Raw genomic sequence first — 13,691 nt, forward strand, 5'->3', positions numbered from 1 at the left:
ATCGTGAGCGTCCCCGGGCAATCGCGCAAAGCTCGCCAACCGGCGAGAACTATTGACTTTCCTGCTCCCCAGGCGAGGAGGCAGGAGGGGCGGAATCGGATGGGGACTCGGTACCGGACTCGGACTCGGACGCAGAGTCCTTGTGGGCCCCGCCAGCAGGAGCTGGAGGCGTCTCAGGGAGGGCCTTGGCCCGCTCCAAGCCCGCAGCATCATTGAGCCGCGTGTAGAGGTCCACGGCCTTGGCCCGCTGCTGGAGCTCCTCGGCGAGCTGAGCCGCGCGCGCCAGGTTGCCCAGCTGCTCGTGGAGCGGGAGGGCCTTCTCCTTGCGCCCGGCCTGCTCCCAGGCCTCCGCCGCCTCGGCGGTCTGCCCCAGCAGCTCGAGCCACCGGGCACGCCCGGCCGGCTTCTTCTCCTCCTCGGCGCGGGCCAGCTCGCGCTGAGCGAGCGCCTTGGCCTCCTCCTCGAGCTTGAGCCGCTGCATGAAGTGGAACGCCTTGGGCGGAGGCAGCGGGCTGAGCACCTCCACGGCCTCGCGATTCTGGCCCGCGGCCACCAGGAGCGTCGCCGCCCCCAGCCGATCGCCACGCTCCACCAGAGACTTCACCTCGAGGCCCCGGACGCGGTTGGCGCTGGCCATGTCCCGCGCGCGCTCGTAGGACTTGCGAGCCTGGGTCAGCTTGTTGGCCCGCTCGTACGCGAGCGCTGCCTGGTCGAACTGCCTGGCCCGCTCGTACAGCCGCGCCACGTTCTCGAAGTCACCCTTGCCGACGTAGTGCTCCATGAGGAGCTCGTACGCCCCGGCCTTCTCCAGCGTGGGGCCAATCTGGTCCGCGGGCAGGCCCGAGACGAGGCGCCGGGCCGCGTCCAGGTCCTTGCCCTCGACCGCGCAGCGCAGCGCGCTCTTCACGTCCCCGCCCGCCTCGAAGAGCCGGATGGCCTCGGTGAAGGAGTTGTTGCGCTCGTGCAGCCGCCCCGCGTCCCGGGTGCGGCCCATGGCCTCGAGCTGCTTCGCCTGCTCGGACCAGTCGCCGGTCAGCTCCGGCATCGGCTTGCGCTCGGGGCGCTCGCCACGCTCCGGACGCTCACGGCGCTCGCCACGCTCGGGGCGCTCACCCCGCTCCGGACGCTCACGGCGCTCGCCACGCTCCGGACGGTCGCCACGCTCGCGACGCTCCCCCCGCTCGCGGCGCTCACCGCGCTCAGGACGATCGCCACGCTCGGGGCGCTCACGGCGCTCGGCCTCCGCGCGCACGGGCTCCTCCTGCTCGGGGCCCGGCTGACGGCCGCTGGCGGCGAAGGCCACCTCGGCTCGCTCGCGGTCCCCCGCGGCGCGCCAGGCCTGGCCCACCAGGTACATCACATCCGTATAGGCGACGTACTTCTCGCGCACCGGGTCCGCGGCGGGAGCGGCCGGAGCCGCACCCTCGGCCGGAGCAGCGCTCTCGGCAGGGGCCGCACCCTCGGCCGGAGCAGCGCCCTCGGCGGGAGCAGCACCCTCCGCGGGGGCCGCAGCCTCGGCAGGCGCCGCCTCGGGCGCTGGAGCCGCCGCCTCACCCGCGGGCGCACCCTCGGCCGGAGCAGCGGGCGCCGCCTCGGGCGCGGGCGGCTTCGGCTGGCGCTGCACGCGCAGCAGCGTGGTGATGAGCCGGCCGCGCGTGTTGAGGTCCAGGTCCTCCAGCGACTTGAGCCGCATGGGACGCAGCGCGCGGACGATGGCCTCGAGAGGCCCCTTCTGCGACGCGAAGTCGTTCTTGGAGAGCGCCTTCTCGAGGACGCTCAGCTCGACGATGACGCGGTGCCCCGGCCCGCTGGCCCGCTCTTCATCCCGGCCACGGCCCCCCCGGCCACGGCCCGGACCATCCCCCCGGCCACGGCCGCCATCGCGGCCTCCGAAGCCACCCTCACGACCGCCAAAGCCACCCGGACCCTCGCGGCGGGGACCCTGGCCAGGTCCTCCGTCCCGGCCGCGCCCACCACCACCGCGCGGCCCACCGCTTCCATTCTCCTGAGGCACGTGTGTCTCCCGACTAGAACGCGTACTTGAGGTTCGGCATGAGCGCGAACCCGACTGTTCCCGAGGAGATCAGATAGCTGCCTGTCACCTCGAGGCCCACCGAGAAGTGGCGCAACCGCGTGTAGTACTCCACTCCCGGCCCGGCGAACACCAGAATGTCGGAGTCCGGCAACAGCAGCTTCGGAGAGAACATCGCGAAGCCGGCTCCCGCTCGCGCGTAGATGAAGGTCCGCTTGACCTCCTGATTGTCGGCGAAGCCCACCAGATGCGCGCGCATCGTCACGCCGGGCACGATGCTGGAGAAGTCACCGGAAGCCGCGCCGCCCGAGTTCCCCACGTAGTCCGAGCCCGCGCGGTTGGCGGTGCCCAGGACGAACACGCCCAGCGACAGGCGCTCGCCGATGTCGATGCCCACCTCCACGTGGGCCGCCTGTCCCGAGGAGAACGGTCGCGGCCCCGTGTCCGCCGGAGCGTTGACGAGGAACGAGGGACCGCCCTGCACCAGGAAGTACAGGCCACGTTCGATCTCGTTGAACGTCTCGGCCGGTCGGTCCTTCACCGGATTGTTGGCGGCGGGGGACTGCTGGGCACGCGCGAGCGTCGGCACGACGAGCACGCTGAACAGAGCAAGGGACGCAAGAGCTTTCATGCTGGTCATCACGTTATCGCGCCAGAAGCACCTGGCGCCTAAAAAGCGACGCGGGCGGACCCGATGCCGAGCCCGCCCGCTTCCCTACTACAATTTTTCAGCAGCCCCGGCTTACTCGCCCGAGGCCTTGAAGATGAACGGGTAGGTGACGATCACCACGCCGCCGCCCTTGGGCTTGGGGAACTGCCAGGTGCGCACGCGGCCAGCCACGCAGCTCTCCAGCTCGGCGTTGCTCGCGGTGGACTGGGCCACCTCGGAGGACACCACCCGGCCCTCGGCGTTGATGACGAACTTGACGGCCACCTTACCGGCCAGCTTCGGGTACTTGGTCAGCTGGCTCTCGTAGCAGAAGCGGATCTGGCTGCGGTTGCGCTGGATGACCTGGCGGATGAGCTCCTTGTCCAGCGAGCCCATGACCATGGGCTCCGACGAGGTGATGCCCACGTCCACGCTCTGCTTGCCGCCGAGCACGCCCACCCCCGAGCCGTAGCTGCTGGTGCCGCCGCCACGACCCTTGGTGCCGATGCCGCCGATGCCGATGGTGTCACCGGTGCCGCCGCCACCGCCGCCGCTGCCGCGGATGCCCAGGCCGCCGAAGCCGCCCGAGTCACCCGCCTTGGCGCCGAACATGTTGCCCATGGCGCTCTTGAGCTCGCCGCCCAGGCCCGCGTTGCCGAAGATGGTGGAGACGCCGCCCTTGCCGCCGCCGAAGATCTTCGCCGTCAGGGCGCGCGCCTCGTCCTTCTTGTCCTTCTGGCCCTGCGGCGCGGTGCGATTCTGGGTCTTGGGCGTGTTGTCCTTCTTGCCCATCTGCCCTTCCTCGTTGCGCTGCTTGGCGGCCATCTCGCCGGCCTTCTTCTTCTCGGCCTTCTGCTCCTTGAGCTTCTCGAGGAACTTGTTCTTCTGCGTCTCCGGCGGCTTGATGATGAGCTTGGCCAGGCGCGCGTCCTTGCCGTTGAGCTCGTCGGCGAACTCGTCGCCGTCACCGCTGCGGTTCATCGCGCTGATGACGAACATCGTGCCCGCGAAGAACATCAGCAGGAAGATGTTCAGCGCGCGGTAGTCCACCGAGTCCGCCAGCGGGACGTAGACCTTCTTGGGCACCGGCTGGAAGAGGACCTCCATCGTCACGCCGCCCAGGTCCACCCAGAAGAAGTCATCCGGGTCCAGCGTCAGCGCGTAGTTGCCGCCGTCGCTGTTGGCCTTGCCGGACTCGATGACGGCCTGGAGCTCCATCGTCTCACCCTTGCGGATGAGCTCGCCCTTCATCTTCCCGCTGAAGCAGACGCTGAAGGACTGGCCGTCGGTGCGCGCCACCTCCATGGTCGGGCTGCCCAGCTTGGCGTCGCCCATGACGAAGTCCACGCCCGCGGCGCTGCCCGCGGTCAGGCTCTTCTTCTTGCCCGGAGCCAGGAAGAACTCGCCCACGCGCTGGTCGCCCCACATGAAGCGGATGGAGGCGCCCAGCGGGCCGCTGGCCTTCGTGCGGCGCACGGTGCGCACGCGGGGCTCGGCCTCGACCGGAGCCTCGGCCACCGGCGCCACCACCGCGTTCTGCTCCGTGGCGGCGAAGGACGGATCCATCGCCGGAGCGGGCGCGACCACCGGAGCGGCCACGGGCGCGGCCACCACCGGAGCGGCCGTCACGGGCGCCGCGGCGGCCTGGGCCAGCTGCGCGGCCACCTGGGCGTCCTGCACCGGCAGCTCGATCTTCGTCGTCACGTCCGAGCTGGACACGGCGGCCGCCAGGTTCACCGCGGCCACGGCGGCCGGGTTCTCCAGGCGGATGGTGGTGCCACCCACGCGGATCTCGTCCCCGAAGGCGACCTTGCCCTTGTTGACGCGCTTGCCGTTGACGTAGGTGCCCTCGACGCTGCCCATGTCGATGATGGACAGCGAGCCGTCCGGAGACACCTCGATGACGGAGTGGATGCGGCTGACCTTCTCGTCATCCAGGCACAGGTGCGCCGACGACAGACGGCCAATCTTGATGATGTCGCGCTCGAAATCCTTCGAGCTGACCAGGCTCTCGCCCTTGAAGACCTTGAGTGTCAGAGGAACGGCCATTTACGGCTCCCGGTAGACTTTCCCGTGATGACAGACAGCGTGCGTGGCGGAAGGTTCCGCGATTTTTTCGCGGGCTACAGCTCGCCCACCGACTGCATCACCTTGTCCTGGAAGTCCTCACGGATACGGATGAGGTTGGAGTGGCGCACCTTCTTGCGCGCCTCCACGTACTCGCCATCCGGCTTGGTGAGGTCGCCCTCGATGGTGTCGTCCTCGAAGTCGATGGTCTGCGTCTTGTTGTAGCGCACGTTGCCCTCGCCCCCGCCTCCCTTCGCCTCGTCCTGGGCAAAGGCCGGGGCCATCGTCAGCATCACGCACAGCGCCAAGAGCTTCCGCATCACCGTCTCCTCGCGGGCTTGAGACGCCCGCTCGTCCACCACTTCCAGTAAATCAGGCTTCCTAGATTCGCATCATTCAGAGCGGCCCCGCTACTCCAGGGGCCGCACCTACATCCCGACTGCTGACTAGAACTCGTCCGTCGGCTCGTTCGGATCCACCTTGGCTGGATTCTTCTGCCCAGGGGAATTCTGCGGAGCAGGGGTGCCCTGCTCCTGGCCCGGGGACGGGAGATCGCCGGTGGGATCCTCGAGAGGCTCGCCGGCCCCCGCCGCGGGGTTGGCCGCCGCGCCGGCGGGCGGAGGGGCCTTGCCCTCGTTCTTCTTGAGCTCGTCCTGCTGCTGCTTCTGGAGCGCCTCCATCTGCCTGGCCTGGTCCTCGGCGCGCTTGGCGTCGGCCTTGGCCTGGATGACGGCCTCCGCCTCACGCATCAGCCCGAAGACGGGCGCCTCGGCGCTCAGCGCCACGTCGCCGCCGGCCATGCCGATGTACTTCTTGTAGAGCTCCACGGCGCGCTCCGGAGCGTCCTTGGCGCGGTGAAGGATGATGGCGCGGTTGAGGTAGATGGCGGCCAGGTTCGGGTCCAGCTTCTCCGCCTCGTCGTACTCCTGCATGGCCTTGTCGAACTGGCCCTGGCCCTTGTAGGCCACGCCCAGGTTGAGGTGGGCCGCGGCGTTCTTGCTGCCGGCCTGGAGGATCTTCCGCAGGTGCTCCTCGGCGCCGGGGTAGTCCTCGGCCTCGAGCGCCATCTGCGCCAGCAGGATGTGCGAGGGCAGGTAGTCGGCGCGAACCTCGAGCGCGCGCTTGAACTCGAGCATCGCGCCGTCCGCGTCACCCTCCTGCTGGAGCAGCAGGCCCACGGTGTGGTGCAGCTCGGGATCGTTGTTGTCGATCTTCATCGCGCGCAGGGCCACCAGCTTCGCCATGGCGAGCTGCTTGCGGTCCAGGTAGCTGCGCATCATGACCTTGAGCGCGGTGGTGGATTGTGGATCGCGCATCAGCGCCGCGCGGGCGAACTCCATCGCCTTGTCGTGGTCGGCGGTCTGCCGGTAGATCTCCGCCAGGCGGGCGCGGCTGGCCGCGTCGTCCGGGTAGCGCTTGAGCACGTCCTGGTACAGCGCCACCGCGCCGGAGATGTCCCCCGCGTTCTGCGCCATGACGGCCATGTTCTCGGAGGCCTGGCGCAGCGAGGGCTTCTTCTTCAGCGCGGACTGGTACCAGCCCTTGGCCTCGTCCTTCTTGCCCTGGCGCTCGGCGAGCACGCCCAGGTTGTAGTCGGCCTCGGCCAGGTTCGGGTCCGCCTCCAGGGCGGCCTTGAACTTGCGCTCCAGCGACGGGAAGTCCATCGCCTTGCTCTTCTTCTGGGCGTCCATCGCCTTCACCGCGTCCTCGAAGAGGAGCTTGGCGCGGTTGGAGATGGTCGGCGCCTCGGCCGGCTTGGAGGTGGCCGGCTTCGGGCCTGCGCTCGCCTTGGGGCCGGTGGGGCCGGCGGCCGTGGAGGAGGTGCAGCCGGAGGCCAGCAGCGCCGCGGCCACCAACCCCAGTGAGGTACGGAGGAATCGAGTCGAGGTCATCATTAGAGGAAGTCCTCCGGCTCCTGATCATCGGCGGACGCCTTCTTGGGCGCCGCGCCGTCCTGAGCCGTCGCCGGACGAGAGACGTCGGTGGCGGTCTGCTCACGCAGCTTCTTGGTGAGGTCGGTGAGATCCTCCTGGATCTCCTCGGCCTTGGCCTGGGCGGTGGGCTCGTCCTGCACCACCGGCTCGGGCACATCCTGGATGGCGGCGAGCAGATCCCCGCCGAGCGCCAGGTCCGCGCCCTTCTTCAGGGCCACGCGCTCCTCCTGCACCTGCGGGAACTGCTCCGGGGCGTAGGTGTCGCGCAGCATCGTCAGGCTCTCCTTCGTGCAGCTGCTGAAGAAGTCCAGCTCGCGGCTCTTGGTCACCGCGCTGGCGAAGGCCTCGGTGGCCTGGGCGCGCAGGGGCTCGGCCTGCTTGGAGAACTCGTCGCGGATGGCGGCCTCCGTCTCCGGATCGATGCCCGGAGGCATGGGGGCGTTGCTCACCCGGTCGGCGAACTCGTGGTAGGCCATGCCGATGCGGTGCAGCGCGCAGATGGCGGGCTGCGGCGCGCCGAAGGCCACCGTCTGGATGTACTTCTTCTGCACCACGTCCAGCGCGCGCTTCTTCTCGGCGATGGACTCCTTGAACTTCTTCGGGTCGGCCGGGCGGCCCCACGTCAGCTTGATGCGCAGGTACTCGCGCCAGTCGGGCTCCACGCTGAGGAACTGCGCCTGGGCCACCGGGGCCACGGCTGTCTTCTCCAGCTCCTTCTGCGTGCGCTTGGGCAGCTTCTCGTAGTACTCGAGGATGCGGTTGTAGAGGCGCGCGGTGTCGCGGGGCTTCTTCAGCTTGTTCTCGAAGATGTCGACGATGCGGCCCTCGGCGGTGAGCACCTTGCTGGGCGAGCGGATGTTGTCGCGCTCGTACTCCTCCAGCATCTTCATCGCCTTGCCGTAGGCGCCGGTCTTCTCGTAGAGCGAGACGATGGACAGGAAGATCTGCTCGGCGTCCTTCGTCTTCGGCCACAGCTCCAGGTAGTGCTCGCGGTTCTTGAGCGCCTGCTTGTACTGCCCGAGCCCCTCGCGGTAGGTGGCGGCGTTGAAGAGGGCGACCTGGGCCTTGGACTCCTCCCACTTCTGCTTCTCCTCCTTCTTCTCGTCGCCGTCGTCCTTCCTGGCCTGCTTCTTGGGCTTGGACCTGGGCGCGCCCTTCTCGTTCAGGCTGCGCTCGTAGCCCTTCACGTACAGCTCGAAGGTGCTGGCCGCCTGCTCGAAGTCACCGATGGCCTCCAGCGCCTCGGCGTTGGCGTAGATGGAGTCCGGCACGAAGCGCGAGCGCGGGTACTTGGAGATGAGCGCCTGGCGCACCTCGATGGCCTTGTCCAGCTGCTTGCCTTTGAAGTAGTCCACCGACGCGTTGTAGAGCGCCTGGTCCGCGATGCTCGTCTGCGGGAAGTCCTTGACGAAGTTCAGGTACGCCTCGGCCGCCTTGGAGAACTGCTTCTTCTCCTCGAGCTGCGCCACCAGCGCGAACGAGGACTGCTCGATGAGCTTGGAGAGGTCCTCGCGGAACTTGCCCACCGCCAGCTTGTCGTTGGCGTAGAACTTGCGGGCCCACTCGTTCACCTTCGCGTAGTCCTTCTGCAGGTTGTACGAGTCGAGCACCAGGTTGGCGGCCACCTCGCCGGCCTTCTCGCCGTTCTCGAACTTGTGCTCGGGGTAGTTGAGCGCGATCTCGCTGAAGCGCTTCACCGCCTCGTCGAAGTGGTTGTAGCGGTAGTAGATGTTGGCCGCCTTGAAGGCGATCTCCACCCGCTTGTCGGCCTTGGGCAGGTACTTCAGGTAGCGCTCGCACGCCTCGAGCAGGCCCTTCTTCGGCTCGGCGATCTGCTGCTTCTTCTTGATGTCCGAGGTGTCCGGCGGCTTGAGGGTGCCCTTCTCCTCGGCGGCCTTCACCACCTCGTCATAGGCGAGCACCGCGTTGTAGGCGGCGTTGGGCAGCCACTTGCCGGGCTTGCCGGGCTTGGGGTTGCCCTTGTCGTCCTTGGCGTCCATCACCTTGGCGTCCTGGAGGACGACCAGGGTGTAGTTGACGGCGGCCTTCTCGTAGTTGTTCAGGTTGTCGTTGAGGAGCTCCGCCCAGAAGAAGCGCATGTCGTACGCCTTGGGGTTCTCCGGGAAGAGCGTGAGGTAGTCGCCGTAGATGCTGTCGGCGTAGCGGAACGTCTCCTCGTCACGCGTCTTGCGCGCCTCGTTGTGCCAGGTGACGGCGAGGTTGGACAGGGTGCGCTCGGCCAGCTCGTTGGCCTCTTCCAGCAGCCGCTTGTCCTTGTCCTCCTTGATGACGCCGGAGGCCTCCACTTCCTTGGTGATCTTCACCAGGCGGCGCACCTGGGCGACGGTGCGCTCCTTGTTGCCCATGCGCAGCACGCAGTCGACGATCTTCGCCTGGAAGCCCGGAGACTCGGGCGACAGCGGCTTCTCCTTGATGAGGGCGTTGTAGGTGATGGCCGCCTCGCGGTCCTTGCCGTCGCCGTAATAGAGGTTGGCCAGCTGCCGCATCATCGCGAAGCGGTCCTCCGGCTTGGTGGCGACCTTGCTGAAGTCGTCGCGGGCCTGCATCACGTCGCCGTCGCGCGCGTAGGTGCGCACGTAGTCGGCGCGGGCCTCCTTGGCCAGGCCGCTCTTGCCCTTGGCCTTGCCGTCCTGCTCGATGGCGGCGCCGGCCAGCTCGCCGTAGAGCACCACCGTCTTGAACTTGTCCTTGGCGGCCGGGTAGTCGGCCATGTTGAAGTAGCACCAGCCCTGCTTGTAGAGGGCGTAGGCGTAGACCTGGCTGTCGGTGTACTCGGCGGCGCGCTTGTAGGCCTCGAGGGCGCGCTCCAGCTCCGGGCGCTTGCCCTTGGAGTTGTTGAAGTAGTACTCGCCGAAGGCCAGCCACGCGTCCGGCACGAACTTGGACTTCGGGTACTTCTTCACCAGGCGCTCGTAGACGACCAGCGCCTTCTTGTCCTGGCCGTCCTCCATGAGGAACTGGCCCAGGAAGAAGAGCACCTCGTCGCTGCGATCGAAGTTCGGGTACTCCTGGACGATCTTCGTGTACTGCGCCATCGCCGCCCGGCCGTACTCCTTGGACTTGGCGAGCAGCTCCGCCTTCTCCGCCTTGGCGCGCGTCTGGCCCGCGGCGTCGTTGCGGTTCATGGCCTTGATGAGCTCGTCGTCCTTCCGGTTCGCCTCGAACTCGTGGAACTTGGCCTCTTCCCAGTAGAGCTCGCCCAGGCGGAACAGCAGGCCCGGAGCCTCCGCCTGGTCGGGCGACAGCTCGATGATCTTCTTCAGCGACTCGATCTGCTCGCGCCGCTTGGAGGCCACCTGCACTTCCACGCCCAGTCGAAACTGGTCGTACTGCATGGCGGGGGCCTGCTGCTCCTTCTCCTTCTTGCGGGAGATGTCGCCGGCGAGTGACTTGTCAATGGTGGTGGCCGACTTCTTGCCTAGATTGGCCTCGCGAGGGGTCTTCTTCCCCTGCGCGGAGGCGACCGAGGCCAGCAGAAGCAGGCCGACGAGGAGCGAGCGACGCATGTCTCTCCTATCCCGGAACGTGCGGTCCTGGACGCTTGCCTGCCGGGCAAGTAGCCGGGACTCTTTAGGAATTTCCATTCGAGGGGCGCCACTATGCGCAGAGCCGGCAAGGGCGGTCAACTGAACCTGCTCGGCCGCCGGGGTGGGGGAAAGCTGGCCGGAAAACTTCCAGAACCGCTGTGTGGAATGCGTTGGGTTGGCTGCCATGTCGGCCTGGGAGGTTATGGGTGGGGTAGCGCTCGTCTGCCTGGCTGCTCTACCCTGCGATGCGAACCCGATCATGAGTCTCTTGCCCGAAGGCGCCAGTTTCGAGGAGCTGGTGCAGGACTACTTTCTCGCCGTGCGCGGAGCGGGGCTGATGCTCTCCGCATTGGATACGGAGCTTCTGACGTCCTGGGCGCGAGAGGGCGTTCCCTTCGAGGTGGTGGCGCGCGGCATCCAGCGCTCGGCGGAGAAGGCGCTGTGGGACGCGCGGCCCGGAGAGCCGGTGCTGCGCAGCCTGCGCGCGTGCCAGCGGCAGGTGGCCTCCGAGATCAAGAAGTACCGGGAGCGCAGCGCGGGTGAGACGGAGAGTCCTCGGCGACGCCGGGCGCTGACCTGGGAGGAGACCCGACATGCCCGGCTGCGGACGTCCCTGGAGCGGCTGGCCGAGCGTCGCCCGGAGCTGATGCCCCGGGTAGGGCGGCTGCTGGAGGAGGTGCTCGCCTCGCCGCCCGCTGACCCGGCGCAGCTGGATGCCCAGGAGGGGTTCGTCTTCCTGGCGCTCCTGCGCGCCCTGCCCCTCTCCGAGCGGAGCCAGCTGTGGCGCGAGGCCCGCGGCGCGACGGAGGGCCAGGGCATGTCCGCGCGATCACGCCGGGTGGGACGGCGCTTCCGGCTGCTGGCGCTCGTGCGCCGCTCGCTCGAGATGAAAGAGGCCTGACCCATGAAGACACCTGAACGCCTGCTCAGAAGTCCGGCTCAGGGGGGGACTGCTATGGATCGCTCCGACATGGGGACCAAGGGCAGTGGCGGTGCGTGTGGCGTGTGCGGGGGACGGACGTACCTCATCGAGCGGCAGGGAGACCGCGCGCATGCGCGCATCTGCGACTGTTCGGTGGAGTGCAAGGTGTGCGGCGGACGAGGGCACAACCTCATCCAGCAGGAGGCCACCTTCAGCAAGAAGGTGGGCCCGCGCAAGTACGACGTGCTGGCGCCCTGCGCGTGCACCCTGAGGGCGCGGCGGGTGGCCCGCTACAACGAGGTGGGGCTGCCCGGAGTGCTGGCCCACGCCACGTTCGACAACTACCGCCCCATCGACGACGCCCACAACCGGCCCAAGACGGTGGCGCAGCACTTCGCCCACCACTACGACAAGAAGGGCACCAACAAGGGCTTCATCCTCAGCGGGCCGGTGGGCACGGGCAAGACGCACCTGCTGGCGGCCACGCTGGCGCACCTGGTGCTGGAGCTGGGCGTGGAGACCCGCTACATCGAGATCTCCCTGCTCTACGCCACCATCCGGCGCGGCTTCCAGGAGGGCAAGAGCGGCGGGGAGATCATCGGCCCGCTGTCCGAGGTGGAGGTGCTGGCCATCGACGAGCTGGGCAAGGGGCGCGGCAGCCAGTTCGAGCTGGAGACGATGGATGAGCTCATCGCCCGGCGCTACAACGCCAACCGCACCACCCTGTTCGCGACGAACTACTCGCTGGAGCCCGAGCGCAAGGTGACGCGCGCGGTGAGCGGCTACCAGTCCACCGACGACGCGAAGAACGTGCTGCGAGAGGCGGAGCTGCTGCGCGAGCGGGTGGGCGAGCGCATCTACAGCCGGCTCTGCGAGATGTGCACCTTCGTGGAGCTGCCCAAGGACACGCCGGACCACCGGCGCGCCCGGCAGCAGGGCGAGATGCGCGGGCACCACGCCCCGGCGAAGATGCGCGCGCACCGCTGAGGCGCCTGACCCATGACTGACGCCATCGTCGTCCTCGTCACCACGCCCTCGGCCGACAAGGCCGCCGAGCTGGCGCGCACGCTCGTCGAGGAGAACCTGGCCGCCTGCGGCAACATCCTCCCCGCCCTGCGCTCCATCTACCGCTGGGAGGGCAAGGTGCACGACGAGCCCGAGGCGCTCCTCATCCTCAAGACGCGCGCCTCCCTCTTCGACGCGCTCCGCGAGCGCATCGTCGCCCTGCACCCGTACCAGGTGCCCGAGGTGCTGCGGCTCGACGTGGCCGGCGGGCACCTGCCCTACCTGGAGTGGATTCGGGACAACACCCGCCCTTCCCCCTGAAAAACCCAGGGCGCAGGGCGAGTCAGATGTGACTCACGGGGTTGGCCCCTGAAGCGGGTTCTCTGAGGGTGCGTGCTCGGGCTAGGCTGGGTGCGCGGCCCACCTCCCAGGTTTTACCTCCCCCTCCATGGCTCCCATCCGAATCCTCGTGGCGGACAGTTCCGCGGTCGCCCGGAGGGAGCTCTCCCAGATGCTCTCGTCCGAGCCGGGCCTGGAGGTGGTGGCGCTGTCGCCCACCGGGCGCGTGGCGCTGGAGCAGACGGCGAAGCTGCAGCCGGAGGTCATCGTGCTGGAGCTGTCGCTGCAGGACATGAGCGGGCTGGAGGTGCTCAAGGAGCTGCGCCGGCAGTTCCCGCGCCTGCCGGTGCTCATCTTCAGCGCGCTGGCGGCGAGCACCGGCAACCTCACGCTGGACGCGCTGGCCCACGGCGCGAGCGACTACATCACCAAGCCCACCACCGCGGGCGGCGTGCCCTTCCTGGAGCAGGCCCGGCAGCAGCTGGTGACGAAGATCCGCGAGCTGCACTCGCGCATCCAGCCCGAGCCGCCGAAGATCATCCCGCCGCGCAAGCGGCACGAGCTGGCCAGGCCCCCGCAGCGGCAGGCGCGCATCGGGGTGGTGGTGATCGGCGCTTCCACGGGCGGGCCCAACATGCTGAACGAGGTCATCGCGGCGCTGCCCGCGGACTTCCCGGTGCCGGTGCTCATCACCCAGCACATGCCGCCCGTCTTCACCAAGCTGTTCGCCGAGCGCCTGGACACGCTGACGCCGCTGCAGGTGCGCGAGGCCGTGGCGGGAGAGCAGGTGCGGGCCGGCCAGGTGTGGGTGGCCCCTGGGGACTACCACCTGGCGCTCGTGCGCGAGGGGCCGCTGGTGAAGCTGAGCACGAACCGGGGGCCGATGGAGAACTCCTGCCGCCCGGCGGTGGATGTGCTCTTCCGGTCCGCCGCCACGGTCTACGGAGCCGGCGTGCTGGCGGTGGTGATGACGGGGATGGGGAAGGACGGGATGAAGGGGTGCCAGGTGGTGAGCCAGGCCGGAGGCCGCATCATCGTCCAGGATCCCGCCACCTGCGTGGTGGGGAGCATGCCCCAGGCCGTGCTCGAGGCGGGACTGGCCCACCATGTGGTGCCGCTGAAGAACCTGGGCGCGGAGATCATCCGCCGCGTCAACCGGGCGCTCGCCGCGGAGCCGCTGGTGGGCTGAGGCGGC

10 protein-coding genes are annotated in these 13,691 nt (G+C 68.7%); 4 read left to right on the forward strand and 6 right to left on the reverse strand.

The window, feature by feature from the left end:
* Positions 1–49: 49 nt before the first annotated feature.
* The 6 genes from KY572_RS28940 to KY572_RS28965 form a co-directional block, all read right to left on the reverse strand.
* Positions 50–2,014 (reverse strand): DEAD/DEAH box helicase, encoded by a 1,965-nt coding sequence (locus tag KY572_RS28940; protein WP_224246227.1) that lies wholly within the window; start codon positions 2,012–2,014, stop codon positions 50–52.
* Between the two features lie 13 nt (positions 2,015–2,027).
* Positions 2,028–2,663 carry an adventurous gliding motility protein CglE gene (cglE, locus tag KY572_RS28945; RefSeq protein ID WP_224246228.1) on the reverse strand — a complete coding sequence of 212 codons (636 nt, stop codon included), beginning with the start codon at positions 2,661–2,663 and terminating at the stop codon, positions 2,028–2,030.
* 111 nt (positions 2,664–2,774) lie between these two features.
* Positions 2,775–4,730, reverse strand: coding sequence for an adventurous gliding motility protein GltG (gene gltG, locus KY572_RS28950; protein ID WP_224246229.1), 1,956 nt, complete (start codon positions 4,728–4,730; stop codon positions 2,775–2,777).
* A 74-nt stretch (positions 4,731–4,804) separates the two neighbouring features.
* Positions 4,805–5,068, reverse strand: coding sequence for an adventurous gliding motility protein CglF (cglF, locus tag KY572_RS28955; RefSeq protein WP_224246230.1), 264 nt, complete (start codon positions 5,066–5,068; stop codon positions 4,805–4,807).
* A 126-nt stretch (positions 5,069–5,194) separates the two neighbouring features.
* Complete coding sequence (gltE, locus tag KY572_RS28960) at positions 5,195–6,643, reverse strand: adventurous gliding motility TPR repeat lipoprotein GltE (RefSeq protein ID WP_224246231.1); 1,449 nt, start codon at positions 6,641–6,643, stop codon at positions 5,195–5,197.
* Positions 6,643–10,209: a tetratricopeptide repeat protein gene (locus tag KY572_RS28965; RefSeq protein WP_224246232.1), complete on the reverse strand. Its 3,567-nt coding sequence runs from the start codon at positions 10,207–10,209 to the stop codon at positions 6,643–6,645. The genes gltE and KY572_RS28965 overlap by 1 nt, the downstream gene beginning before the upstream one ends.
* A 280-nt stretch (positions 10,210–10,489) precedes the next feature.
* On the opposite strand from KY572_RS28965, the gene KY572_RS28970 reads away from it, so the two are divergent.
* The 4 genes from KY572_RS28970 (at position 10,490) to cheB (ending at position 13,685) form a co-directional block, all read left to right on the forward strand.
* Positions 10,490–11,131 (forward strand): hypothetical protein, encoded by a 642-nt coding sequence (locus tag KY572_RS28970; RefSeq protein WP_224246233.1) that lies wholly within the window; start codon positions 10,490–10,492, stop codon positions 11,129–11,131.
* Between the two features lie 54 nt (positions 11,132–11,185).
* Complete coding sequence (locus KY572_RS28975; RefSeq protein WP_224246234.1) at positions 11,186–12,139, forward strand: ATP-binding protein; 954 nt, start codon at positions 11,186–11,188, stop codon at positions 12,137–12,139.
* Between the two features lie 12 nt (positions 12,140–12,151).
* Positions 12,152–12,478: a divalent-cation tolerance protein CutA gene (gene cutA / locus KY572_RS28980; RefSeq protein ID WP_224246235.1), complete on the forward strand. Its 327-nt coding sequence runs from the start codon at positions 12,152–12,154 to the stop codon at positions 12,476–12,478.
* Positions 12,479–12,605: 127 nt separating this feature from the next.
* On the forward strand, positions 12,606–13,685 hold the full coding sequence (gene cheB / locus KY572_RS28985) for a chemotaxis-specific protein-glutamate methyltransferase CheB (RefSeq protein WP_224246236.1): 1,080 nt from the start codon (positions 12,606–12,608) through the stop codon (positions 13,683–13,685).
* Positions 13,686–13,691: the final 6 nt, after the last annotated feature.

The organism is Hyalangium gracile, assembly GCF_020103725.1.
GTDB lineage: Bacteria > Myxococcota > Myxococcia > Myxococcales > Myxococcaceae > Hyalangium > Hyalangium gracile.

What these genes read in the sequence shown, in the direction of transcription:
- cglE (WP_224246228.1), bottom strand. Translation starts at nt 2,663, where the DNA reads ATGAAAGCTCTTGCGTCCCTTGCTCTGTTCAGCGTGCTCGTCGTGCCG.
- gltG (WP_224246229.1), bottom strand. Translation starts at nt 4,730, where the DNA reads ATGGCCGTTCCTCTGACACTCAAGGTCTTCAAGGGCGAGAGCCTGGTC.
- cglF (WP_224246230.1), bottom strand. Translation starts at nt 5,068, where the DNA reads ATGCGGAAGCTCTTGGCGCTGTGCGTGATGCTGACGATGGCCCCGGCC.
- gltE (WP_224246231.1), bottom strand. Translation starts at nt 6,643, where the DNA reads ATGATGACCTCGACTCGATTCCTCCGTACCTCACTGGGGTTGGTGGCC.
- KY572_RS28965 (WP_224246232.1), bottom strand. Translation starts at nt 10,209, where the DNA reads ATGCGTCGCTCGCTCCTCGTCGGCCTGCTTCTGCTGGCCTCGGTCGCC.
- KY572_RS28970 (WP_224246233.1), top strand. Translation starts at nt 10,490, where the DNA reads ATGAGTCTCTTGCCCGAAGGCGCCAGTTTCGAGGAGCTGGTGCAGGAC.
- KY572_RS28975 (WP_224246234.1), top strand. Translation starts at nt 11,186, where the DNA reads ATGGATCGCTCCGACATGGGGACCAAGGGCAGTGGCGGTGCGTGTGGC.
- cutA (WP_224246235.1), top strand. Translation starts at nt 12,152, where the DNA reads ATGACTGACGCCATCGTCGTCCTCGTCACCACGCCCTCGGCCGACAAG.
- cheB (WP_224246236.1), top strand. Translation starts at nt 12,606, where the DNA reads ATGGCTCCCATCCGAATCCTCGTGGCGGACAGTTCCGCGGTCGCCCGG.